Below are 22,100 nucleotides of genomic sequence, written 5' to 3'. Positions count from 1 at the left end.
GACGCGGTGTCCGGAGCGTGCGCCACCCGCCACCGCGCCGACTCCTTCCGGCGGTCACCGCGTCGTACATCCTCACCCCTTCGCGGCCGCCGCCGCCAACGCCCGCCCCGTCAACGAGTCCTCCCGTCCCGCCAGTTCGTCCGGCGGGCCGGCGAAGAGCAGGCGGCCGCCGTCCGCGCCGGCACCCGGGCCGATGTCGATCACGTGGTCGGCCTGGGCGACGACGCGGAGGTTGTGCTCGACCACGACGAGGGTCGCGCCCGCGTCCACGAGGTCGGCGAAGAGCACGTCGAGGCGTTCCACGTCGCTGGGGTGGAGGCCGGTCGTCGGCTCGTCGAGGACGATCCGCTCCTCCGCGAAGCCGGCGGAGGCGGAGGCGGCGCTGAGGTGCCGGGCGAGCAGCAGGCGCTGCTTCTCGCCGCCGGAGAGGGTGTCGAGCGACTGCCCGACGGCGGTGTAGCCGAGCCCGACGCGCTCCAGCCACCGCAGCGGTTCCGCGATGCCGGGGCGGTCGGCGAAGAGTTCGGCCACGGGCCCCGCCGCCATCCGCAGGACGTCGGCGATCGTGTGGCCGTCCAGCTCCGCCTTCAGGGCCGTGGGGTTGAAGCGTTCGCCCCCGCAGGCGTCGCAGGGGGTGGCGACGTCGTCGAGGAAGGCGAGTTCGGTGGTGATGTGGCCCTTGCCCCGGCAGGCGGGGCAGGCACCCTTGGAGTTGAAGCTGAACCAGGCCGGTTCGAGCCCGGACGCGGCGGCGAACGCCCCGCGGACGCCGTCGGCGACGCCGAGGACGCTCAGCGACATCGACCGCACGCCGCCCCGCAGGGGATCCTGCCCCACTACCGTGAACTCGCGGTGCTGACGCGGGAGTTCGTCGACGGCGAAGGAGCTCTTGCCGGAGCCGGCGACGCCCGTGACGGCGGTGAGGACGCCGATCGGGACGTCGACGTCGAAGCCGGTGAGGTTGTGCGCCGAGGCGCCCGCGACCCGGACGTGACCGCGCGGCGCACGGACCTCGCGCCGCAGCTCCAGGGGCGTCGAGAGCAGCCGCCCCGTGAGCGTGTCGCTCCCCCGCAGCTCCTCCGGCGTCCCCTCGAACCGTACGAGCCCGCCGTCCGCGCCCGCGCCCGGCCCCATGTCGACGACGTGGTCGGCGACGCGGATCACCTGGGGGTGGTGCTCCACGACGAGGACGGTGTTGCCCGCGTCGCGCAGCTTCAGCAGGAGCTGGTTGAGGCGCTGCACGTCGGCGGGGTGGAGGCCGGAGGAGGGCTCGTCGAAGACGTACGTGATGTCGGTGAGGGCGCTCCCGAGGTGCCGGACGATCTTCACGCGCTGCGCCTCGCCGCCCGAGAGCGTCGACGACTCGCGGTCGAGCGAGAGGTAGCCGAGCCCGACCGAGAGCAGCGCGTCGAGGGTGCGGCGGATCCCGGCGAGCGCGGGCGCCACGCGCGGATCGTCGAAGTCCTCCAGTACGCGGCGGAGTTCGGCCACCGACATCGCCGACCAGTCCACGATCGACCGCCCGTCGACGAGACTGGCGCGGGCGGCCTCGTTGAGGCGGGCGCCGCCGCAGGCGGGACAGACGCGGTGCGTGGTGAGGCGCTCCAGCTCCTCGTGGACCTGCGGGGAGATCTTGGCCGGGCGGTTCTTCACGTACACGTCGCGCATCCGCGTGACGACGCCGTCGAAGCGGGCGGTCTTGGGGAAGCGCGGGTCCGGATCGGGCAGCTTCATCCGGTCGGCGTACAGGAAGAGGTCCCTCTCCTCCTCCGTGTAGTCCTTCAGCGGCTTCTTCCGGTCGAAGAGGCCGCAGTAGGCGAAGCGCTTCCAGCGGTAGACGCCGGGCCGGAACTGGCTGAACCGCACGGGCCCTTCGTCGATGTTCTTCTCCGGGTCGATCAGCTCGTCGACGTCGATGTCGACGACGGTGCCGAGCCCCTCGCAGGCGGGGCACATGCCCGTCGGATCGTTGAAGGAGTACGCGGGCGAGTACCCGGCGGAGGGCTCGCCGATCCGGGAGAACACGAGCCGGAGCAGCGGGGCGATGTCGGAGGCCGTGGCGACGGTGGACCGGGCGTTCCCCGTGAAGCGGCGCTGGTCGATGATGGCGGTGAAGGTGAGCCCGCTCATCGACTGCACCTCGGGCGCCGGCATGTGCGGGAGCCGGTTGCGTACGAAGGAGGGGTACGAGTCGTTCACGAGGCGCTGCGCCTCGGCGGCGACGGTGTCGAGCACGAGCGACGACTTGCCGGACCCGGAGACGCCGGTGACGACCGTCAGGGCCTTCTTCGGCAGGTCGACGGTGACGTTCCTGAGGTTGTTGGCGGCCGCTCCCACGACACGGATGACGGATGCGTCGGGTTCGTTACGGGCGTTCATGGGCGCCATCATGAGGGGGCGGGCCCCGGGGGAAGGGCGCCGCGCGCACCGCGCTGTGGGGGCCGCAAGAAAATCACCTCTCACGGAGTCCGTACGACGAGCCGCGAGCGGCCCGCACCTCCGCCAGGTGTGCGAGCCGCTCGCCCTTGCTTCACCGGGCCCGTGGTACGGGGGGGAAACCACAGGCCCGGCGTTCTGGAGCGGTCCCACGCGCTCCCCCTCCGTGTGCCCGGGAAGACGGACGGCATGCGCGCCGCACCAGGAACTTTTCCCACCGGCCCGCACCCCCCTCCCCGGTCATCCCCCCTCCCCGGTCATCTCCCTCCCCCGTCACCCCTCTCCCCCCGGCCGCCCCTACCCCGCGGCGAAGCGGCGCGGTCGCGGGACGAGCTCGCCCCCGCAGTTGGGGCAGATGCTCCCCATGGCGTCGGCGCACGGCACGCAGAAGCTGCACTCGTACGAACAGATCCGCGCGAGCCCGTCCAGGGGCAGGACCGCCACCCGACACCGCTCGCACCGGTCACGCATCTCCAGGGCCACGGTGGCCTCCCTCTCTCGTACAGCCGGACACGTCACCATCCTCGAAGCCGCGCCCGGCTTCCGGAAACAGTCCGGCGGCCGAAGAGCGACGAAATCGGGCCACCGCCCGCCTCCACGCCGTCCCCGTCCCCCTTGACCTTCGAGCCGGGTGGAAGGTTTACGGTCGACGGCATGACCCCCATGCGGATCTCCCGACTGGCCGAGCGGAGCGGGGTGCCGGCCACGACCCTGCGCTTCTACGAGGACAAGGGGCTGCTGCCGGCCGACCGGACGCCCGCCGGGTACCGGGTGTACGGCGAGGACGCCCTGGCCCGTCTGTCCTTCATCGACGCGGCCAAACACCTGGGGCTGCCGCTGGAGGAGATCGGCGAGCTGCTGCGGGTGTGGGAGGCCGGCGCCTGCCGGGACGTGAAGGCGGACCTGCGGCCGCGGATCGCCGCCCGGCTGGCCGAGGCCGAGGCGCGTACCGCCGAACTGGCCGCGTTCAGCGCCTCGCTCCACGGAGCGCTCGTGCACCTGGACGTGCTGCCCGACCGGGCGGGCCGGTGCGACCCGGAATGCGGCTTCCTCTCCCCGGACCCGGCCCCCGCCCTCCCCTCGTCCCCGGCCCCGGCCCCGGTCCCGGGAAACGAGTCCCCCGGCCGCCAAGAGGCCGAGCGGTGGCGTACGGCACCGGTGGCCTGCTCGCTCACCGGCGCGGACGTGCACGAGCGCGCCGCCCGGTGGCGCGAGGCGGTCGACGGCGCCGCCCGGGCCGAAGTACCCGAGGGCCTGCGGCTGACCCTGCCCGCCGACCGGGCCGTACGCGTCGCCGAGCTGGCCACCGCGGAACAGCGCTGCTGCCCGTTCTTCGACTTCCGCCTCCACCTCGACGGCCCGGTCCTCCACCTGGAGGTCCGGGCCCCCGCCGAGGGCCGGGCGCTGCTGACCGACCTCTTCGCCCCCGCCCCCCTGACCACCGCGCTCGCCCCCGTCAGAAAGTCCTCACCGTGCTCGTCGCCCGCTCCCTCGCCCTGTTCGCCGTCGCCGCCCTGTTCGAGATCGGAGGCGCCTGGCTGGTCTGGCAGGGCATCCGCGAGCACAAGGGCTGGATCTGGATCGGCGCCGGCGTCGTCGCGCTCGGTGTGTACGGCGTGGTGGCCACCCTCCAGAACGACGAGAACTTCGGCCGCGTCCTGGCCGCGTACGGCGGGATCTTCGTCGCCGGGTCGATCGCCTGGGGCATGGCCGCCGACGGCTACCGCCCCGACCGCTTCGACGTCATCGGCGCGCTGGTCTGCCTGGCGGGGATGGCCGTGATCATGTACGCCCCGCGCGGCCACTGAACCCCGCGTTCCCTCGTACCCGCGTTCCCGCGTACCCGCCGATGGATAGCGTGCGGGCATGACGACGACGGGGAAGGAACGGGTCCTGTACCGGCAGGGCACCGGGTTCTGGCGGATGACGGCGAAGTGGGCCCTGGTCTTCGGGGCCCTGTACCTCCTGGACGGCGGGTTGCTCCGCTCGTGGGGCGACGCCCTGGTCTGGCCGGTGATCGGGATCCTGCTGTGGGTGCCGTTCGGGATCGGCGTGGCCTGGTACCCGCGGAAGGACCGCCTGGTCACCCTGACCACGCACGAGCTGCGCGTACGACGCGGACGACTGCCGATGGACCGGATCAACCTGCTGCACGTGGCACGGCTGTGGCTGGAGGACCGGTCGACCGCGGACGACCGCCCCGTACGGGAATGGCCCCGGTCCGACCGGGTGGTCCGGGTGCCGCTGCACGACGGCCGCGCGTACGGCGTGGAGTTCCGCGACCCGGCCGCGTTCGCCAGGGCCTTCGGTGACTTCGCGGTCACGGCGTGCGGCGGCCCGGAGGCCGTCCGGACCGCGCTCACCGCTTACCCGGACCCGCGCCCGATGCGGTCCCGCTCGACCGACGGCGGCTCCTGGACGGACCTCTTGGACCTGTTCGGCTGAGCGCCGCGCTCAGTGCCGGACCAGGCAGAACGGACGCCCGGCCGGGTCCGCCGGGGGTGTGCAGGGTCGACCAGTCCTCGCCGAGGGACCAGCGCCGGTCCGGCCGGTCGACCTCCCCGCCGAGCACGGCCCGGTAGAACTCCGCGAGCACGCGGGGCCCGGGACAGTCGAGGACGAGGCACTGGAAGTCGGCGATCACGCGGGGAGTCCAAGGGCGCCCGGTGGACAAGGAGCGGGGCCCGGGTGGGCGGGCCCGGCCCGGACCCGGGCGGGGCAGGTCCGGGCGGAGGCCGGTCCGGGTGGGCCCCGGCCCGGTCAGCCCGCCTCGGGGGCGTCGATGACGTTGCCCTCCTTGTCGACGGTGTGGGTGCGCCAGTACACGTCCCACTCGTCGTCGACCTTCTGCGGCACCTTGCCCTCGGGGTAGCGCGTGTAGCCCTCCGGGACCTTCTCGCCGTCCTTGACGCAGGCGGAGCCGGTCGCGCCGACGGTCATGACGGGGTACTCGCCCCCGGCGCAGATGTCGTCCTGGAAGGAGAGGCCGGAGCAGCCGGTCAGGGCCAGGACCGCGGCCGCTCCCGTGAGCGCGGCGGCCGCGGAGGTGCGGATCCGGCGGCGGAGGGAGCGGGGGGTGTCGGCCAGAGCGGGGGTGGTCACGGTCGTCTCCTGTCGGTCGTGAGGGCTGTCCCCACTCTCGTTCCCGGAGATCGCCGAAGCGTGAGTACCGGTACTCAGGCGGGCGCCGCGTCCCTACTCAACGGAGCCGGCACGCGCGCTAGCGGTTTCCCGTCATCACGACGTACACGCCCCCGACCACCGCGAGCAGGCCGACCACCAGGAAGGTCACCAGGGCGCAGCCGAGCAGGCCCGTCACGCCCGCGATCGCCGTCCAGCCCCAGCGGGTCGCCCGCTCGGCGCGGCGGAGGACCTCTCGGCCCTCGTCGTCGTCCCACACGCCTTCACCGTCACCGCGCACGTTTGTTCCCCCCTTGCCGGGACCCTATCCCTTCGGCCGGGTGCGGACCGCGCCGATGCTCGCCGCGATGACGAGGGCGATGGCGAGGGCGTCGGCGGTGGACAGGGCCTGGCTGAGGACGAGGAAGCCGGCCAGGGCCGCGACGGCCGGTTCCAGGCTCATCAGGATCGCGAAGGTGGGCGCGGGCATGCGGCGCAGCGCGAGGAGTTCGAGGGTGTACGGCAGGACCGACGACATCAGCGCGACCGCGAGGCCCAGGGCGACCGTCGACGGCACGAGGAGCCGCCCGCCCGCCTCCGCGATGCCGAGCGGCAGGCTGAGGACGGCCCCGAAGGCCATGGCGAGCGCGAGCCCGTCGGCCTGCGGGAAGCGGCGGCCGGTGCGGGCGCCGAAGACGATGTACGCGGCCCACATGCCGCCCGCCCCGAGCGCGAAGGCCGCCCCCAGCGGGTCCAGGCGGTCGAAGCCGCCCCCGCCGAGCAGGACGACGCCGGCCAGGGCGAGCCCGGCCCACAGCAGGTTCGTCCAGCGGCGCGAGGCGACGACGGAGAGGATCAGCGGGCCGAGGACCTCCAGGGTCACGGCGGCGCCCAGCGGGATCCGGCTCGACGACTGGTAGATGAGGACGTTCATCCCCGCCATGGCGGTGCCGAAGGCGACGATCGTCCCCCAGTCCGCGCGGCCGTAGCCGCGGACCCGGGGCCGGCAGACGGCCAACAGCACGACCGCGGCGAGCACGAGCCGCAGAGTGACGACGCCGAGGGCGCCGGCGCGCGGCATGAGGAGGACGGCGACGGCGGCCCCGAACTGCACGGAGAGCCCGCTCGTGACGACCAGGGCGACCGACCCGAGCCGGCCGCCCGGCCCCTCGTCCCGTACGGGGACTCCCCGAGGCCCCGCGGCCGCCGCCGTCGCGACCGGGGTCACGTCCTTGACCGGACTGTCCACCGGCTGCTCCTCATCACCACTGCGCGGTACGCACGAAGGTCCGCCGCACCGGGGCCCGGTGCGGCACCACCTCACCGTACGGGCCCCCGCGCGGCAGCGGAAATGCCGATTGCGCTGCGTTTATGCTCCCGACGCATGAGCATCGAGCTACGCCACCTCCGCTGCTTCCTCGCCATCGCCGAGGAGTCCAGCCTGACCAGGGCGGCCGCCCGGCTCCACCTCACCCAGCCCGCCGTCTCCCGCACGCTCGCCGCCCTGGAACGGCACCTCGGCGTCCGGCTCGTCGACCGCTCCACCCACCACCTCGCCCTCACCGCCGAGGGCCTCGCCTTCCGGGACCGGGCGGCCGCCGCCCTCGCCGCCTTCGACGCGGCCGTCGACCCGGCCGGCCTCCGCCGCCGCCCCCTGCGCCTCGGGCACGCCTGGTCGGCGTTCGGCCCGTACACCACTCCCCTGCTCCGGCGCTGGCAGCGGGAGCACCCCGACACCCCGCTCGAACTCCTCCGCGTCGACGACCGCACCGCCGGGCTCGTCCGCGGCGAGGTCGACGCGGCCCTGCTCCGGGGCGCGGTGGACGCGCCCGGCCTGGTCACCGAGGAGCTCGCCACGGAGCCCCGGGTGGCCGCGCTGCCCGCCGACCACCCGCTCGCCGGCCGGCCGCGGCTCGCGCTCGGCGACCTGGCGGGCGAGACGGTCGTCCTCAACACCGTCTCCGGCGCGACCACCCTCGCCCTGTGGCCCGCCGCCGTCCGCCCGGCGGCCACGCTGACCGTCGCCAACACCGACGACTGGCTCACCGCCATCGCCGCCGGCCGGGGCGCCGGCGTCTCCTCCGCCTCCACGGCCGCCCTCCACCCGTACCCCGGCGTCGTCTACCGCCCCCTCCCGGACGCGCCCCCGCTCCCGGTCGTCCTGGCCTGGCGGGACGCCTTCCCGCACCCGGCGACGGAAGCGCTGGCGGCGCTGGCCCGCGAGATCGTCGCGGAGACCCGTACGGCTTCCTGAACCTCCTTCACGGGACCGCGCGTTCACCCGCTCACCGCGCCCCCTCCTCCACCCCCTCCGCGAGCAGCTCCGCCAGGTGCCGTCCCCGTCCGCCCGTCAGGTCCGCGATCTGGGTGCGGCAGGAGAAGCCGTCCGCCAGGACCTCGGCCTCCGGGGGCGCGGCCCGCAGGGACGGCAGGAGCCGGTCCTCGGCGCAGGCGACCGAGACGTCGTAGTGGCCCGGCTCGAAGCCGAAGTTGCCCGCCAGGCCGCAGCAGCCGCCCGCCAGGTCGCCGGTGAGGCCCGCGCGGGCGCGCAGCCGCCGGTCGGCGGCGTCGCCCAGGACGGCGTGCTGGTGGCAGTGGGTCTGGCCGGTGACCGGACGGTCGAGGCGGGGCGGCGCCCAGCCGGGGGCCAGCTCCTCCAGGGCCTCCGCGAAGGTGCGGACGGAGGCGGCGAGGCAGGCGGCCCGGGGGTCGTCCGGCAGCAGCTCGGGCAGGTCGGTGCGGAGGGTCGCCGCGCAGGAGGGTTCGAGGACCACCACGGGGAGGTCACCCGGGGAAGAAGCCGACGCGGACGCTCCGGACGGGGCCGGCAGCTCCGGCCTCCTCCCCGACGGCACCACCACGTCCAGCGTCCTCCGCATCACCCTCCTCGCCGCCCCCAACTGCCCCGTCGACACGTACGTGAGCCCGCAGCACACCCGCCCCTCCGGCAGCGCCACCCCGAGCCCCGCGTCCTCCAGGACCCGGACCGCCGCCCGGCCGACCTCCGGGGACAGGTGGTCGGTGAAGGTGTCGGGCCAGAGGGTCAGGGCCGGCGGGCGGTCCGAGGCGCGTTCGGCGAACCAGGACGTGAACGACGCCTCCGCCACCCTCGGCATCGTCCGCTCCGGCGTCACCCCCGCGAGCCGCGCCGCGAACGGCAGTCGCAGCCCCGCGTTCAGGCCCCGCCCGAACAGGTCCAGCCAGTGCGGGAGCCGCCCCATCGTCCAGTGCGAGCGCGGCCGGCGCAGGAGGCCGCGCAGGCCCGCGTAGTGGCGGTCCAGGAACTCCGCCTTGTACGCGGCCATGTCGACGCCCACCGGGCAGTCGCTGCGGCACCCCTTGCAGGACAGGCACAGGTCGAGCGCCTCGCGGACCTCCTCCGAGCGCCAGCCGCCGGTGATCACCTCCCCGATCGCCATCTCGTGCAGCAGCCGCGCCCGCCCCCGGGTCGAGTGCCGCTCCTCCCCCGTCGCCCGGTAGGAGGGGCACATCACGCCGGGCCCCGAACCCGGCCCCTCCGCGCGGCACTTGGCGACTCCGACGCACCGGGCCGCCGTCCGCCCCATCCCCACGAGCGGAAGTTCCGCCCCCGGAGGCGCCCCGCCCGAGAGGCCCGCTCCCGAAAGTCCCGCTCCCGACGCCCCCGTCCCCGCAAGCCCCGCGAACCGCAGCCCCTCGTCCAGCCGCCCCGGCCGGACCAGCATCCCCGGGTTCAGGCCCCCGTCCGGGTCCCACAGGTCCTTGACCGCGCCGAAGAGCCCGACCAGCTCCTCCCCGTACATCCTCGGGAGCAGTTCGGCCCGCGCCCGCCCGTCGCCGTGTTCGCCGGAGAGCGAGCCGCCGTGGGCGACCACCAGGTCGGCCACCGCCTCCGAGAAGCGGCGGAAGTGCCGTACCCCCTCCCGCGTCCACAGGTCGAAGTCGATCCGCACGTGGACGCAGCCGTCCCCGAAGTGCCCGTACGGGATCCCCCGGAGACCGAAGTCGGCCAGGAGCGCACGGAATGCACGCAGGTACGCGCCGAGCCGCGCCGGCGGCACCGCGCAGTCCTCCCAGCCCGGCCACGCCTCGCCCCCGCCGAGCGCCCGGGTCGCCGTCCCCGCCGCGTCCTCCCGGATCCGCCACAGCGCCCGCTGCCCGGCCGGGTCCCGTACGACGGCGGAGTCCAGCGCGTCCGCCGCCCGGACCAGCCGCCGGGCCGCGTCCGGCCCGTCGACCTCGGCGAACAGCCACGCCCCGCCCCGGGGCAGCCCCACCGCGTCCGGCACGAGGTCGAGGGCCATCCCCTCCACCGTCAGCGGCCCGTACGGGAGCAGCCCCGGCGCCGCGTCCGCCGCCGCGCCCTCGTCCGCGTACCCGAGCACCACCAGGACGGGTTCGGCGGGCAGCGGCACGAGCCGTACCGTCGCCTCCGTGATCACCCCGAGCGTGCCCTCGCTGCCGCAGAAGGAGCGGACCACGTCCCTGCCCCGCTCCGGGAGCAGCGCGTCGAGGGCGTACCCGGAGATCCGGCGCGGGAGCCCCTCCGGGTAGCCGGTCCGCAGCAGGGCGAGGTTCTTCTCCACCAGCTCCCGCAGTCCGGGCGGCGCGCCCCGCCCCTCCCGCCCGAGCGTCAACTCCGCGCCCCGGTAGGTCACCACTTCCAGCGAGCGCACGTTGTCCGCCGTGGTGCCCCACGCGACCGAGTGCGCCCCGCAGGCGTTGTTGCCGATCATCCCGCCGAGCGTGCAGCGGTCGTGCGTGGACGGATCGGGGCCGAAGGTCAGCCCGTACGGGCGGGCCGCCGCCCGCAGCCGGTCGAGGACGAGCCCCGGTCCGACGACCGCCGTCCGCCCCTCCGGGTCCAGGGAGACGATCCCGCCCATGTGGCGTGTGAGGTCGAGCACGACGCCCGTGCCCGTGGCCTGCCCGCCGATGGACGTCCCGCCGCCCCGGGCGACCACGGGCGTGCCGTGCGCCCGGCAGACCTCCAGGGCCGCCACGACGTCGGCGGCGTCGCGCGGGGCGACCGTACCGACCGGAACGCGGCGGTAGTTGGAGGCGTCCATGGTGGTCAGGGCCCTGGCCGCGGCGGAGAAGTCGACCTCTCCGGCGACGGCGGACCGCAGGGCCGCGGCGAGCTCAAACGCGTGTTCCTCGTGTCTTCCCACAACCCCAGGATGTCCCGTCCCCCGTCTCATCGGGCGGACATCCGGCGACCGGCCCCTCCGCGACCCGATACCCTCCGCCTCGTGGCTGATATCCAGATTCCCGCTGACATCAAGCCCGCCGACGGCCGTTTCGGCGCGGGCCCCTCCAAGGTGCGTACGGAGGCGCTGGACGCCCTGGCCGCCACCGGCACCTCCCTCCTCGGCACGTCCCACCGCCAGGCTCCGGTCAAGAACCTGGTCGGCGAGGTGCGTACCGGCATCCGTGACCTCTTCTCGCTGCCCGAGGGCTACGAGGTGATCCTGGGCAACGGCGGCTCCACCGCCTTCTGGGACGTCGCGACCCACGGGCTGATCGAGAACAAGTCCCAGCACCTCGCCTTCGGCGAGTTCTCCTCCAAGTTCGCGAAGGCCGCCAAGCTGGCTCCCTGGCTGGCCGACCCGAGCGTGATCTCCTCCGACCCGGGCACCCACCCGGAGCCGGTGGCCGAGGCGGGCGTCGACGTCTACGCGTACACGCACAACGAGACCTCCACCGGTGTCGCCGCCCCGATCGAGCGGGTCGCGGGCGCCGACGAGGGCGCGCTCGTCCTGGTGGACGCGACCTCCGGCGCGGGCGGCCTGCCCGTCGACATCACCGAGTCGGACGTCTACTACTTCGCCCCGCAGAAGTCCTTCGCGGCCGACGGCGGCCTGTGGCTGGCGGCGTTCTCGCCCGCCGCCCTGGAGCGCGCGCAGCGGATCCACGCCTCCGGCCGGCACGTCCCGGAGTTCTTCTCGCTGCCGACGGCGATCGACAACTCGCTGAAGAACCAGACGTACAACACCCCGGCGCTCTCGACCCTCTTCCTGCTCAACGAGCAGCTCAAGTGGATCAACGGCCAGGGCGGTCTGGACTGGGCCGTGGCCCGCACGAAGGAGTCGTCGGACGCGCTGTACACGTGGGCCGAGGAGTCCAAGTACGCCTCGCCGTTCGTGGCGGACGCGGCGAAGCGCTCGCAGGTCATCGGCACGATCGACTTCGCGGACGAGATCGACGCGGCGGCGGTCGCCAAGGTCCTGCGCGCCAACGGCATCGTGGACACCGAGCCGTACCGCAAGCTGGGCCGCAACCAGCTCCGGATCGCGATGTTCCCGGCGATCGACCCGGCGGACGTGCGGGCCCTGACGGCCTGCGTGGACTACGTGATCGAGAAGCTGTAACTCCCCCGGCCCGCACTTCGCGTACGGAGGGCCCGGCGCCGCACTCGCGGTGCCGGGCCCTCCCGCGTGCGTACGGACGTCACTTGCGGCGCACGAGCCGCTTCCCCGCCACCACCAGGAGCGTGGCGCCCGCGAGGACGAGGAAGCCGACGGTGGCGTTGCCCTGCTCGCCGCCGTCCGGGGCGGCGGAGGACGGGGAGGCGGAGGCGCCGGGCGTGGCCGGGGAGCCGGCCGGGGGCTTCGTGTCCTGCCCGGCGCCGCCCGACGGCGGGTCCACGCGCAGGACGCGGCTGTTCCTCCCCTCCGAGCCGAACATGAGGGCCGAGCCGTCGGCCGTGTACGTCACCGACTCCGCCTGCCCCTGGAAGGGCACCCCCACGGGCGTCCCCCCGTCGCCGGGGCGCCCGTCCTTCCAGGCGTACTCCTGGGCGCTGAAGTAGCCGCGCAGGACGAGCCGGCCGCCGTCCGGGGAGAAGGCGCCGTCGGTCACCCAGGGCACCTCGCCCACGCGCCGGAAGACGTTCGTCCCGGACGCGGAGAGCCGCTCGGGCCCCGCGTACAGGCCGCCGCCGTCCTCGTCCTTGCTCGCGATGTAGACCCGGCCGGTCTTCGGGTGGACCATCAGGGCCTCGGCGTTGCGCGGCCCGTCGGCGTACTTCACGACGTACTGCTTCGCCGCCACCTTCTGGTCCTTCAGGACCTTCGGCTCGGGGAAGCGGTAGATCCAGACGTGGTCCCAGGAGCCGTCGAGGTTGTCGCCGATGTCGCCGACGTAGACGTCCCCGTCGGGGCCGACGGAGATCGCCTCCATGTCGCGGGGGGTGCCGACCCCCTCCAGGGTCAGGGTCGCGACGGTCTCTCCCGTACGGGAGTCGACGCCGTAGATCAGGGGCGCGTCCTGGTCGTTGTGCGTCCAGTAGATCCCGGGGTGGGCGCGGCTCGCGGCGAGGCCGCTGGACTCGGTGATCCGGGTGTCCCGGATCGTGAAGTCCCGGTCGGGCTCCGGCCCTTCGGCACGGGCGTGAGCGGCCGGGAGCAGCACCAGGGCCGCCGCGGCGCCGAGGGCACACAGAGCAGATCGCATGCGTCCAAGCCTGCCACGGGCCGCCGGTGACCCGTTGACCATGATCGGTTCCACTGTCATGGTCGCGTCCATGCCCACTTTCCTCGCACCCGACGGCACGGAACTCGCCTACCACGACTCCGGCTCCGGGGCCCCGCTGCTCTGCCTCCCCGGCGGCCCCATGCAGGACTCCGCCTACCTGGGCGACCTCGGCGGCCTCGCGGCCCGCCGCCGGCTGATCCGGCTCGACCTGCGGGGCACGGGGGCGTCGGCGGTGCCGGACGACCCGGCCTCGTACCGCTGCGACCGGCAGGTGGCGGACGTGGAGGCGCTGCGGGCGCACCTCGGCCTCGACGCCGTCGACGTGCTCGGCCACTCGGCGGGCGCGAACCTGGCGGCGCTGTACGTGACCCGGCACCCCGCGTGCGTGGCCCGCCTGGTGCTCGTCACGCCCGGCACGGCGGCGGTGGCGCTGGACACGCCCCCGGAGGAGCGGCTCGCGGCGGCGCGGCTGCGGAGCGGGGAGCCGTGGTTCGGCCCGGCGTACGCGGCCCTGGAGGAGGTCACGGCGGGGCGGGGCACGGCGGAGACGTTCGGGGCGGTCGCGCCGTTCCTCCACGGCACCTGGGACGGGGCCGCGCGGGAGCGGCACGCCGAGAGCGCCCGGCAGCGCAACGACGGGGCCGCGGCGGCCTACGCGGGCGAGGGCGCCTTCGACCCGCCCGCCACGCGCGCGGTGCTCGCGGAGTTCGACCGCCCGGTCCTGGTGGTGGCGGGCGAGGGCGACGTGAACACCCCGCCGCCGACGGCCGCCGCGTACGCGGCCCTGTTCCCGAAGGCGGAGCTGACCGTACTGCCCGGGGCGGGCCACTTCCCGTGGCACGACGACGCGGAGGGCTTCACGGGGGCGGTGGACGGCTTCCTGGCCTCCTGAGGCCCTCGCGGGGCCCGTCTCCGCGCGCGTGGACCCCTTGGATGCCCTTCCAGGGGGCCCGGCCGAGCGCCCCGTCTTCGCGCGCGTGCTCCCTCCGAAGGGCGCCCCGGCCCGGTACCAGTCCACAGCCCCGTCTTCGCGCGCGCGTGCCCCCTCCTTTGCCGTCTCCGCGCGCGTGGACCCCCTCCTTTGCCGTTTCCGCAACAGGACTGGCCCGGCGCGCGGGCACTGCGCGACGGTGGGGCCATGGCAGACGACACCGCAGAGACCCTCCCTTCGTCCACCGGCTCCTCCGGCGAGCCCTTCACCGACGGCTACGTCGGCGACCCCGCCGTGCGCGACGAGTGGGACAGCCGCTACTCCGAGCGCCACCGGCTCTGGAGCGGGCAGCCCAACGGGGCGCTCGTCGCCGAGGTCGCCGACCTCACCCCCGGGCGCGCGCTCGACGTCGGCTGCGGCGAGGGCGCGGACGCCATCTGGCTCGCCCGCGCCGGCTGGGACGTCACCGCCCTGGAGGTCTCGGGGGTGGCCCTCGCCCGGGCCGCCGCCCACGCGCGGGACGCCGGAGCCGACGTCCGCTGGGTGCACGCCGGGCTGGCCGAGGCGGCGCTCCCGCCCGCCTCCTTCGACCTGGTCTCCGCGCAGTACCCGGCGCTGCTGCGCACCCCGGACGCGGCGGCCGAGCACGCCCTGCTCGCCGCCGTCGCGCCCGGCGGCGTCCTCCTGCTCGTCCACCACGCGGGCATGGAGGACCACCACCCCGAACCGCAGGACGCCGCCTTCGACCCCGCCGACTACGTCTGGCCCTCGATGGTCGCCGCGCTCCTCGGCGACGACTGGCGGATCGAGGTGGACGAGGAGCGGCCCCGCGTGGTGCCCGAGGGCGGCGCGGGCGCCCACCACACCGACGACGTGGTCCTGCGGGCCCGCCGCCTGCGCTGACACGGGGACGGAGGCCCCTGAGTGCCCGTCCGGCGGATCATGGCCGGACAGGCCCCAGGGGGTGCCCCGGATCACAACAGGCCCCACCCCACGATCCGCGATGATGTGACCATGCGTTTTCTGTTCGTCGGCGACAGCATGACCATCGGACGCGCCGGCGACTGGACCTGGCGCTACCGGATGTGGCAGCACCTGGAGGCCACGCTTCCGGGCGGGTACGAGATCGTCGGCCCCCGCACGGGCCTGTACGACCCGGCGGCCCCGGACGGCCCCCACGACGGCGAGGCGTACGCGGCGCCGGACTTCCCCGCGCCCGCCCGCCGCCACCTGGCCAACTGGGGCGAGGGCTGGCTGCACATGGCGCCGGTGATCGGGGAGACGGTCGCGGCGACCGGGGCGGACGTGCTCCTCGTCTCCCTCGGCCTGATCGACCTGGGCTTCTACACGAACAGCGAGCAGACGGACGCGAACGTCCGGGCCTTCGTGGGGGCCGCCCGCGCCGCGAACCCGCGCGTCCGGGCGGTCCTCCTCCCGGTCATCCCGAACGTCCGGGCCACCTACGACGCCCCCTTCGCCGCCGAGTGCGCCCGCTTCAACGACCTCCTCGCGAAGGCCGTGGCCGACCTGGACACCCCGGCCTCCCCGCTGCTCCTGGGGACGGTCCCGGAGTCGTACGCCCTCCCCGCCGACACCTACGACGGCACCCACCCGGGCCCCAGCGGCGAACACAAACTGGCGGCGGCCTTCGCGGACGCGATGCACCAGGCCTGGGACCTGGGCGGCCCGTACACACCCGGCCCCTGACGCGCCGGCAGCACGGCACGGTCGCCGCCACCGCGCGGCCCGAGGACCGCGCGGTGGGAGTGAGCCCGACCCCCTACGGGATCACCAGGCGAAGGCCTCCGGGGAAGGCCCGGGGCCGGGGAAGATCTCGTCGAGCGCGGACAGGAACTCCTCGTCCAGCTCGACCTCCAGGGCGCGCAGGGCTCCGGCCAGTTGCTCCGGGGTCCGGGGCCCGACGATCGGCCCCGTCACACCGGGCCGGGTGAGCAGCCAGGCCAGGCCGACCTCGCCCGGCTCCAGGCCGTGCTTGTCGAGCAGGTCCTCGTAGGCCTGGAGCCGCGCCCGGGAGGCGGGATCGGCGAGCGTGGCCGCCGCGCGCCCCTCCGTGCGCCGCTTGCCCTCGGCCTCCTTCTTGAGGACCCCGCCGAGCAGACCGCCGTGCAGCGGCGACCAGGGGATGACCCCGAGTCCGTACTCCTGCGCGGCCGGGATCACCTCCATCTCGGCGCGCCGCTCGAAGAGGTTGTAGAGGCACTGCTCGCTGACGAGCCCGACGGATCCCCGCCGCGCGGCGATCTCGTTGGCCTGGGCGATCTTGTACCCGGGGAAGTTGGACGACCCCGCGTACAGGATCTTGCCCTGCTGGATGAGCACGTCGACGGCCTGCCAGACCTCCTCGAAGGGCGTGGCGCGGTCGACGTGGTGGAACTGGTAGAGGTCGATGTAGTCGGTCCCGAGCCGCTTGAGGCTGCCCTCGACGGCCCGCCGGATGTTGAGGGCGGACAGCTTGTCGTGGTTGGGCCACGCCTCGCCGTCGGCGCCCATGTTCCCGTACACCTTGGTGGCGAGGACGGTGCGGTCGCGGCGGCCGTCGCCCTTGGCGAACCAGGAGCCGACGATCTCCTCCGTCCGCCCCTTGTTCTCACCCCACCCGTACACATTGGCGGTGTCGAAGAAGTTGAGCCCCGCGTCCAGGGCCGCGTCCATGATCGAGTGACTGGTGGCTTCGTCGGTCTGAGGTCCGAAGTTCATCGTGCCGAGGACGAGTCGGCTGACCTTGAGTCCGGTGCGTCCGAGCTGCGTGTACTCCATGGGTCACCAGCCAACTGCTTCGAGTGCGCTCGAAGCAAGGGCGGCCCGCGCGAGCGGATCCGGATCGAGTGCCCGTGCGAGGACCGCACCGTGAACGACCTGCGCTTCCGCTCCGCCGAGACCGGCGGCCGCCCGGCCGGGGACGGGACGGCTCCTACTGACCGACCACCGACGCCACCGCGACAATGACGAACATCAGTACGAGCACACCGGCCATGATCCGGTTACGAGTCTTCGGGTCCACCCTCCGAGGTTAACCCGCACCGTTCCCGCCCAGGGCCCACCCCCCGACCCTCTCGTACCGGGGCTGCTCGCCCCGCACCCCGCTCACCGGCAGGCTCGACCGCACGAGCACCAGCTCCGCCACCTCCCACCGGCCGCCCTCGAACCCGTCGAGCAGCTCCAGGAAGGGCCCCGTGTCCATCCCGTCCCCCCGGCCGACGGTCAGGTGGGCCCGGTACCGGCGGTGCTCCTCTATTGCGATCCCGGCCCGGCGCGCGGCCGCGTCGGACCGCTCGGCGAGGAGCCGCAGCGCGTCCAGGTCCCCGGCGACCCCGGCCCACAGCGCCCGCCGCCCGAAGTGCCCGCCCCCGTGGAGCCGCAGGGAGAACGGGGCCGTACGGGACGCGGCCCGCCCCAGCCGCACCCGCAGCTCGGGCACCACCGCCTCCTCCACCTCCCCCATGAAGGCGAGCGTGAGGTGCCACCCGGGCCGCGAGGTCCAGCGCACCCCACCGGCCCCCGGAAGCCGTTGCAGCCGGTCCACGACCTGCCCGAGCTCGTCCAACCGCTCCGGGGGCGGCAGAACGGCGGCGAAGAGCCTCATGAGAGGAGTCTGACAGGCCACGAAACCCGTACGACTACGCTCGACCCCCATGAAGATCCGTAAGGGCGGGCCCGAAGACACACCCGCGACACTCGCCATCCTGGACAGCGCCGTCGAGTGGCTCAACGGCAAGGGGATCACCGCCCAGTGGGGCACGGAACCCTTCACCGCACGCCCCGCCGCCGTGCGCCAGGTCGAAGAGACGGTGGCCGAGGGCGACCTCTGGATAGCGGAGATCGACGGCGTCCCGGCGGGCACGATGACCCTGACCCCCCACCCGGGCAAGCACGTACCCCCGGCAAACGAACCGGAGGTCTACATACGCCTCCTGGCAACGGACGCCCGCTTCCACCACCACGACGTGGGAGCGACCCTCCTCGCCCACGCCGCAGCAGAGACCCGGCGCAAGAACGTCTCACTCCTCCGGGTGGACTGCTTCGCGGGCAGCGAGGGCCGCCTGATCGCGTACTACGAGAAGCAGGGCTTCACCCGCACGAACACCTTCGCGGTGGGCGACTGGCAGGGCCAGATCCTGGAGCAGCGGGTCTGACGACGACGTACGGGAGGGGACGGGGCCGGAGCGGGGGAGGTGGTGTCCGGGCGTCAAAGCGTCTTGAACCCGCGAAGCGTGGTGAGACGCAGCCCGGACACCACCTCCCCCGCGGAGGCCCCGGCCCCGTCACCCACACCCCCCGAGCACTATGCCGCAGTCGTCAAACGCTCCCGCGCCACGAACCGAACCCGCGGATGCCCCCGCCGCCACCCGACGGCGACCTTGAGCCCCCCGACCCGAGCGAGCACCAGCCCTACGACAACGGCCGCGGCAAGCGAGATCAACCCGCCCACGGCGAACCCGACCCGAGCGCCATACACATCGGTGACCCACCCGAGCAGCGGAGCACCGATCGGCGTCCCCCCGGCGAAGACCATCATGTAGAGGCTCATCACCCGCCCCCGCATCGCGGGATCCGTGGCCATCTGCACGGCGGAGTTGGCGGTGACGTTGACCGTGAGCCCGATCATGCCGATCGGCACGAGCAGCAGCGCGAACAGCCAGAACGCCGGCGACAGGGCGGCGACGACCTCCAGCACGCCGAAGACACCCGCCGCGATCACGAGCATCCGCAGCCGGGTCGAGCCCCGCCGGGCCGCGGCGAGGGCGCCCACGAGCGACCCGGCGGCCATCAACGTGTTGAGGAACCCGTACGTACCGGCCCCCACGTGGAAGACCCCGTCGGCAAAAGCGGTGAGCCAGATCGGGAAGTTGAACCCGAACGTCCCGATGAACCCCACCAGCACGATGGGCCACACCAGATCGGGCCGCCCGGCCACGTACCGCAGCCCCTCCCGGAGCTGCCCCTTCCCCCGCGGAACGCGCTCCACCTTGTGGAGCTCACCCGTCCGCATGAGCAACAGGCTCACGACCGGCGCGACGAAGGAAAGACCGTTCAGCAGAAAGGCCCACCCGCTCCCGACCCCGGCGATGAGGACACCGGCGACGGCGGGCCCGACGAGCCGGGCGGACTGGAAGTTGGCGGAGTTCAGGGAGACGGCGTTGCGAAGCTGCTCGGGCCCGACCATCTCGGACACGAAGGACTGCCGCGCCGGATTGTCGACAACGGTGACCATGCCCAGCAGAAAAGCGATCAGATAGACGTGCCAGACCTGAACGTGCCCGGAAAGGGTGAGCACGGCGAGCGCGACCCCGCACAGCCCCAGGGCCGCCTGGCTGACGAGAAGGAGCTGCCGCTTCGGGTACCGGTCGGCGACGACACCGCCGTACAGGCCGAAGAGCAGCATCGGCAGGAACTGGAGGGCCGTCGTGACGCCGACGGCGGCGGCCGAGCCGGTGAGGCTCAGGACCAGCCAGTCCTGGGTGATCCGGGCCATCCACGTACCGGTGTTGGAGACGATCGCTCCGGTGAAGAACAGCCGGTAGTTCCGGATCCTGAGCGAGGAGAAGGTCCCCCCGCCCCGACGGGTGTAGGTATCGGGTTTGTGGACGGGTGCGGAGTCTGCTCCGGGTCCCGTACTCAAAGTGCGTCGCCTCCTCGGCTCGGGGTCTACAGGTGTGCGAGCTTCTCCAGGACGGGGGCGGCCGCGCGCAGCTTGGCCCACTCGTCCTCGTCCAGACCCTCGGCGAGCGCGGCCAGCCAGGCGTTCCGCTTGCGGCGGGACTCCTCGAGCATGGCCTCGGCCTGCTCGGTCTGGCTGACCACCTTCTGCCGGCGGTCGTCGGGGTGCGGCTCCAGCCGGACCAGTCCCTTGGCTTCGAGCAGCGCGACGATGCGGGTCATCGAGGGCGGCTGGACGTGCTCCTTGCGGGCCAGCTCGCCGGGGGTCGCGGAGCCGCAGAGCGACAGGGTGCCGAGCACCGACATCTCGGTGGGGCTCAGCGACTCGTCGACGCGCTGGTGCTTGAGGCGTCGGCCCAGCCGCATGACGGAGGAGCGGAGCGCGTTCACGGCCGCGATGTCGTCGGCGGTGCCGTGGGACAGGTCAGGCATGTTCGTTAGCATAACTCATTACCCTCCCTAAATACCACTGGAAACCCACGGACGTCGCACGAATCACACGCCCCGACCCCCACACACCCGCCCGCACCCGCCCACGCGCACGCGCCCCCGCACGCGACAACACACCCCGGCACACATCACGCTTCGGCATCCATGTATCACCCGAACGAGTGAGTCGGATCCAGAAAGTGACGCAAAGAAGCACCGGCTGCCCCGACCCTGACGGCATGGGATCGACAGTGCTCAGCCTGCGCATCGACGGTGAGCTGCTCGACCGGCTCAGGAGTCACGCCGCGAAAAGAGGAATGAGCGTCCAGGACTACGTGGCCCGGACGCTCATTCGCGAGGATTTCGACGAGCGGTTCAAGACCGCCGTCGACGAGACGGAGAAGTTCTACGGCGCGGAGGGGGCGGAGGAGGTCACGCCGCCGGAGGCGACGGCCCCGCCCCGGGATCACGTGAGGCCGAGCGCCGGCATCGCGTAGTAGAAGACGAAGACCGCCGACACGACGTACATGGCCACCGGGACCTCACGGCCCCGGCCGGCCGCGAGGCGCAGCACGCTGAAGGCGATGAAGCCGATGCCGATGCCGTTCGTGATCGAGTACGTGAACGGCATCATCACCATGGCCAGGAACGCCGGCACCGCGATGGTGAAGTCGCTCCAGTCGATGTCCCTGACCGAACCGGCCATGATCAGGAAGCCGACCGCGAGCAGCGCGGGCGTGGCGGCCTGGGACGGGACCATCGTGGCCAGCGGCGTGAGGAACAGCGCCACGGAGAAGAGGCCGCCGGTGACGACGGAGGCGAGGCCGGTCCTGGCCCCCTCGCCGACGCCCGCCGTGGACTCCACGAAGCAGGTGGTGGCGGAGGAGGAGGTCGCGCCGCCGGAGGCGACGGCCAGGCCGTCGACGAGGAGGACCTTGTTGATGCCGGGGAAGTTGCCGTCCTTGTCCGTCAGCTTGGCCTCGTCGCCGACGCCGAGGATCGTGCCCATGGCGTCGAAGAAGCAGGACAGCAGCACGGTGAAGACGAAGAGGACGCCGGTCAGGACGCCGACCTTGTGGAAGCCGCCGAAGAGGCTGAACTGCCCGAAGAGGCCGAAGTCGGGCGAGGCGACCGGGTTGCCGGGCCACTCCGGGGTGGTCAGGCCCCAGGACGGGACGTCCGCGACCGCGTTGATCACCATGGCGACGATCGTCATGACGACGATCGAGATGAGGATCGCGCCGGGGACCTTGCGGACGATCAGCGCGAGGGTGAGCAGCACGCCGAGGGCGAAGACGAGGACCGGCCAGCCGGTGAGGTGACCGTCGCCGCCGAGCTGGAGCGGGACGGTGGTGTGGGCGGCGTCGGGGATGCGGGAGACGAAGCCCGAGTCGACGAGGCCGATCAGCAGGATGAAGAGGCCGATGCCGATCGCGATGCCCTTGCGGAGGCCGGCCGGGACGGCGCTCATCACGCGCTCGCGCAGTCCGGTCGCGACGAGCAGCATCACGACGATGCCGGCGAGGACGACCATGCCCATGGCGTCGGGCCAGGACATCCGGGGCGCGAGCTGGAGCGCGACGACCGTGTTGACGCCGAGGCCGGCGGCGAGCGCGATCGGCACGTTGCCGACGACGCCCATGAGGAGGGTCGTGAACGCCGCCGTGAGGACGGTGGCGGTGACGAGCTGGCCGCTGTCGAGCTGGTGCCCGTACATGTCCTTGGCGCTGCCGAGGATGATCGGGTTCAGCACGATGATGTAGGCCATCGCGAAGAAGGTGGCGAAGCCGCCCCGGACCTCGCGGGCGACGGTCGAGCCGCGCTCGGAGATCTTGAAGTAGCGGTCGAGACCGGAGGTCGGTTCGGGGGAACCGGACGGCTCGGGGGAAGGGGCCTTGGCGGTGGCCGTGGTGCTCATGGGAATCCTCGTAGGAGAGTGTCCGTTTTGGCGGTTCATACGAAGGAAACCCGCCACAGGCAAACCGTTTCAGTATGAACACATGAACGAGCGGGAGTCCATCTCCGCGCGTAGACACGAATTTCGGCCATC

21 protein-coding genes and 2 pseudogenes are annotated in these 22,100 nt (G+C 73.5%); 10 read left to right on the top strand and 13 right to left on the bottom strand.

The window, feature by feature from the left end; translation table 11 throughout:
- Positions 1–72: 72 nt before the first annotated feature.
- Positions 73–2,379 (bottom strand): excinuclease ABC subunit UvrA, encoded by a 2,307-nt coding sequence (locus tag ACFYNX_RS15525; RefSeq protein WP_388661832.1) that lies wholly within the window; start codon positions 2,377–2,379, stop codon positions 73–75.
- A gap of 354 nt (positions 2,380–2,733) precedes the next feature.
- Positions 2,734–2,919, bottom strand: a complete 186-nt coding sequence (locus ACFYNX_RS15520) for a DUF1272 domain-containing protein (RefSeq protein ID WP_365542940.1) — start codon at positions 2,917–2,919, stop codon at positions 2,734–2,736.
- 171 nt (positions 2,920–3,090) lie between these two features.
- On the opposite strand from ACFYNX_RS15520, the pseudogene ACFYNX_RS15515 reads away from it, so the two are divergent.
- From ACFYNX_RS15515 to ACFYNX_RS15505, 3 genes and pseudogenes are all read left to right on the top strand, one after another.
- Positions 3,091–3,408, top strand: a pseudogene (locus tag ACFYNX_RS15515) (MerR family transcriptional regulator); the annotation flags it as partial.
- Positions 3,409–3,908: 500 nt separating this feature from the next.
- Positions 3,909–4,244, top strand: coding sequence for a YnfA family protein (locus tag ACFYNX_RS15510; protein ID WP_125668259.1), 336 nt, complete (start codon positions 3,909–3,911; stop codon positions 4,242–4,244).
- 58 nt (positions 4,245–4,302) lie between these two features.
- Positions 4,303–4,881 carry a hypothetical protein gene (locus tag ACFYNX_RS15505; RefSeq protein ID WP_388661829.1) on the top strand — a complete coding sequence of 193 codons (579 nt, stop codon included), beginning with the start codon at positions 4,303–4,305 and terminating at the stop codon, positions 4,879–4,881.
- 46 nt (positions 4,882–4,927) lie between these two features.
- On the opposite strand, the pseudogene ACFYNX_RS15500 reads toward ACFYNX_RS15505, so the two are convergent.
- The 4 genes and pseudogenes from ACFYNX_RS15500 to ACFYNX_RS15485 form a co-directional block, all read right to left on the bottom strand.
- Positions 4,928–5,080: pseudogene (locus ACFYNX_RS15500) on the bottom strand (VOC family protein); the annotation flags it as partial.
- A gap of 116 nt (positions 5,081–5,196) precedes the next feature.
- A complete protein-coding gene (locus ACFYNX_RS15495; RefSeq protein WP_388661827.1) occupies positions 5,197–5,538 on the bottom strand; it encodes an SCO0607 family lipoprotein in 342 nt (113 codons plus the stop codon).
- Between the two features lie 118 nt (positions 5,539–5,656).
- On the bottom strand, positions 5,657–5,857 hold the full coding sequence (locus ACFYNX_RS15490) for a hypothetical protein (RefSeq protein WP_356543245.1): 201 nt from the start codon (positions 5,855–5,857) through the stop codon (positions 5,657–5,659).
- 24 nt (positions 5,858–5,881) lie between these two features.
- On the bottom strand, positions 5,882–6,805 hold the full coding sequence (locus tag ACFYNX_RS15485) for a DMT family transporter (RefSeq protein WP_388661825.1): 924 nt from the start codon (positions 6,803–6,805) through the stop codon (positions 5,882–5,884).
- Positions 6,806–6,940: 135 nt separating this feature from the next.
- Here ACFYNX_RS15485 and ACFYNX_RS15480 point away from each other — a divergent pair, with 135 nt between their 5' ends.
- Positions 6,941–7,810 carry a LysR family transcriptional regulator gene (locus ACFYNX_RS15480; RefSeq protein WP_365542928.1) on the top strand — a complete coding sequence of 290 codons (870 nt, stop codon included), beginning with the start codon at positions 6,941–6,943 and terminating at the stop codon, positions 7,808–7,810.
- Between the two features lie 31 nt (positions 7,811–7,841).
- Here the strand turns inward: ACFYNX_RS15480 and ACFYNX_RS15475 are convergent, their stop codons facing one another.
- Positions 7,842–10,736 (bottom strand): FAD-binding and (Fe-S)-binding domain-containing protein, encoded by a 2,895-nt coding sequence (locus tag ACFYNX_RS15475; RefSeq protein ID WP_388661823.1) that lies wholly within the window; start codon positions 10,734–10,736, stop codon positions 7,842–7,844.
- A gap of 51 nt (positions 10,737–10,787) precedes the next feature.
- Between ACFYNX_RS15475 and serC the strand changes: the two genes are divergently transcribed.
- Positions 10,788–11,906, top strand: a complete 1,119-nt coding sequence (serC, locus tag ACFYNX_RS15470; RefSeq protein ID WP_125668231.1) for a phosphoserine transaminase — start codon at positions 10,788–10,790, stop codon at positions 11,904–11,906.
- Between the two features lie 79 nt (positions 11,907–11,985).
- On the opposite strand, the gene ACFYNX_RS15465 is transcribed toward serC, so the two are convergent.
- On the bottom strand, positions 11,986–12,990 hold the full coding sequence (locus ACFYNX_RS15465) for a WD40 repeat domain-containing protein (RefSeq protein WP_388661821.1): 1,005 nt from the start codon (positions 12,988–12,990) through the stop codon (positions 11,986–11,988).
- A 70-nt stretch (positions 12,991–13,060) separates the two neighbouring features.
- On the opposite strand from ACFYNX_RS15465, the gene ACFYNX_RS15460 reads away from it, so the two are divergent.
- From ACFYNX_RS15460 to ACFYNX_RS15450, 3 genes are all read left to right on the top strand, one after another.
- On the top strand, positions 13,061–13,903 hold the full coding sequence (locus tag ACFYNX_RS15460) for an alpha/beta fold hydrolase (RefSeq protein ID WP_388661819.1): 843 nt from the start codon (positions 13,061–13,063) through the stop codon (positions 13,901–13,903).
- Positions 13,904–14,149: 246 nt separating this feature from the next.
- Positions 14,150–14,845, top strand: a complete 696-nt coding sequence (locus ACFYNX_RS15455) for a class I SAM-dependent methyltransferase (RefSeq protein ID WP_388661817.1) — start codon at positions 14,150–14,152, stop codon at positions 14,843–14,845.
- 111 nt (positions 14,846–14,956) lie between these two features.
- A complete protein-coding gene (locus tag ACFYNX_RS15450) occupies positions 14,957–15,649 on the top strand; it encodes a GDSL-type esterase/lipase family protein (protein WP_388661815.1) in 693 nt (230 codons plus the stop codon).
- Between the two features lie 81 nt (positions 15,650–15,730).
- On the opposite strand, the gene ACFYNX_RS15445 is transcribed toward ACFYNX_RS15450, so the two are convergent.
- Together ACFYNX_RS15445 and thpR are read right to left on the bottom strand one after the other, a co-directional pair.
- Positions 15,731–16,720 (bottom strand): aldo/keto reductase, encoded by a 990-nt coding sequence (locus ACFYNX_RS15445; RefSeq protein ID WP_365542907.1) that lies wholly within the window; start codon positions 16,718–16,720, stop codon positions 15,731–15,733.
- 253 nt (positions 16,721–16,973) lie between these two features.
- Positions 16,974–17,546 carry an RNA 2',3'-cyclic phosphodiesterase gene (gene thpR / locus ACFYNX_RS15440; protein ID WP_388661813.1) on the bottom strand — a complete coding sequence of 191 codons (573 nt, stop codon included), beginning with the start codon at positions 17,544–17,546 and terminating at the stop codon, positions 16,974–16,976.
- A 49-nt stretch (positions 17,547–17,595) separates the two neighbouring features.
- Between thpR and ACFYNX_RS15435 the strand changes: the two genes are divergently transcribed.
- A complete protein-coding gene (locus tag ACFYNX_RS15435) occupies positions 17,596–18,096 on the top strand; it encodes a GNAT family N-acetyltransferase (RefSeq protein WP_388661811.1) in 501 nt (166 codons plus the stop codon).
- Positions 18,097–18,245: 149 nt separating this feature from the next.
- Here the strand turns inward: ACFYNX_RS15435 and ACFYNX_RS15430 are convergent, their stop codons facing one another.
- Together ACFYNX_RS15430 and ACFYNX_RS15425 are read right to left on the bottom strand one after the other, a co-directional pair.
- Entirely contained in the window at positions 18,246–19,583 is a 1,338-nt protein-coding gene (locus ACFYNX_RS15430) for an MFS transporter (RefSeq protein WP_388662553.1), read from the bottom strand.
- A 26-nt stretch (positions 19,584–19,609) separates the two neighbouring features.
- Positions 19,610–20,053, bottom strand: coding sequence for a MarR family winged helix-turn-helix transcriptional regulator (locus ACFYNX_RS15425; protein ID WP_125668603.1), 444 nt, complete (start codon positions 20,051–20,053; stop codon positions 19,610–19,612).
- Positions 20,054–20,289: 236 nt separating this feature from the next.
- Between ACFYNX_RS15425 and ACFYNX_RS15420 the strand changes: the two genes are divergently transcribed.
- Positions 20,290–20,547 (top strand): hypothetical protein, encoded by a 258-nt coding sequence (locus ACFYNX_RS15420; RefSeq protein ID WP_365542895.1) that lies wholly within the window; start codon positions 20,290–20,292, stop codon positions 20,545–20,547.
- Here the strand turns inward: ACFYNX_RS15420 and ACFYNX_RS15415 are convergent.
- Positions 20,517–21,968, bottom strand: a complete 1,452-nt coding sequence (locus ACFYNX_RS15415; protein WP_388661808.1) for an NCS2 family permease — start codon at positions 21,966–21,968, stop codon at positions 20,517–20,519. The genes ACFYNX_RS15420 and ACFYNX_RS15415 overlap by 31 nt on opposite strands.
- Positions 21,969–22,100: the final 132 nt, after the last annotated feature.

This window comes from Streptomyces sp. NPDC007872 (assembly GCF_042868165.1).
Classification (GTDB): Bacteria; Actinomycetota; Actinomycetes; order Streptomycetales; family Streptomycetaceae; genus Streptomyces.
The sequence above is the reverse complement of the archived record's forward strand: the minus strand, read 5'-3'. Positions and strand labels throughout refer to the sequence as shown.

Excerpts from the sequence above, each read along its gene's own strand:
- ACFYNX_RS15525 (WP_388661832.1), bottom strand. The coding sequence starts at position 2,379 with ATGAACGCCCGTAACGAACCCGACGCATCCGTCATCCGTGTCGTGGGA.
- ACFYNX_RS15505 (WP_388661829.1), top strand. The coding sequence starts at position 4,303 with ATGACGACGACGGGGAAGGAACGGGTCCTGTACCGGCAGGGCACCGGG.
- ACFYNX_RS15480 (WP_365542928.1), top strand. The coding sequence starts at position 6,941 with ATGAGCATCGAGCTACGCCACCTCCGCTGCTTCCTCGCCATCGCCGAG.
- ACFYNX_RS15475 (WP_388661823.1), bottom strand. The coding sequence starts at position 10,736 with ATGAGACGGGGGACGGGACATCCTGGGGTTGTGGGAAGACACGAGGAA.
- ACFYNX_RS15465 (WP_388661821.1), bottom strand. The coding sequence starts at position 12,990 with ATGCGATCTGCTCTGTGTGCCCTCGGCGCCGCGGCGGCCCTGGTGCTG.
- ACFYNX_RS15460 (WP_388661819.1), top strand. The coding sequence starts at position 13,061 with ATGCCCACTTTCCTCGCACCCGACGGCACGGAACTCGCCTACCACGAC.
- ACFYNX_RS15455 (WP_388661817.1), top strand. The coding sequence starts at position 14,150 with ATGGCAGACGACACCGCAGAGACCCTCCCTTCGTCCACCGGCTCCTCC.
- ACFYNX_RS15450 (WP_388661815.1), top strand. The coding sequence starts at position 14,957 with ATGCGTTTTCTGTTCGTCGGCGACAGCATGACCATCGGACGCGCCGGC.
- ACFYNX_RS15445 (WP_365542907.1), bottom strand. The coding sequence starts at position 16,720 with ATGGAGTACACGCAGCTCGGACGCACCGGACTCAAGGTCAGCCGACTC.
- thpR (WP_388661813.1), bottom strand. The coding sequence starts at position 17,546 with ATGAGGCTCTTCGCCGCCGTTCTGCCGCCCCCGGAGCGGTTGGACGAG.
- ACFYNX_RS15435 (WP_388661811.1), top strand. The coding sequence starts at position 17,596 with ATGAAGATCCGTAAGGGCGGGCCCGAAGACACACCCGCGACACTCGCC.
- ACFYNX_RS15425 (WP_125668603.1), bottom strand. The coding sequence starts at position 20,053 with ATGCCTGACCTGTCCCACGGCACCGCCGACGACATCGCGGCCGTGAAC.
- ACFYNX_RS15420 (WP_365542895.1), top strand. The coding sequence starts at position 20,290 with ATGGGATCGACAGTGCTCAGCCTGCGCATCGACGGTGAGCTGCTCGAC.
- ACFYNX_RS15415 (WP_388661808.1), bottom strand. The coding sequence starts at position 21,968 with ATGAGCACCACGGCCACCGCCAAGGCCCCTTCCCCCGAGCCGTCCGGT.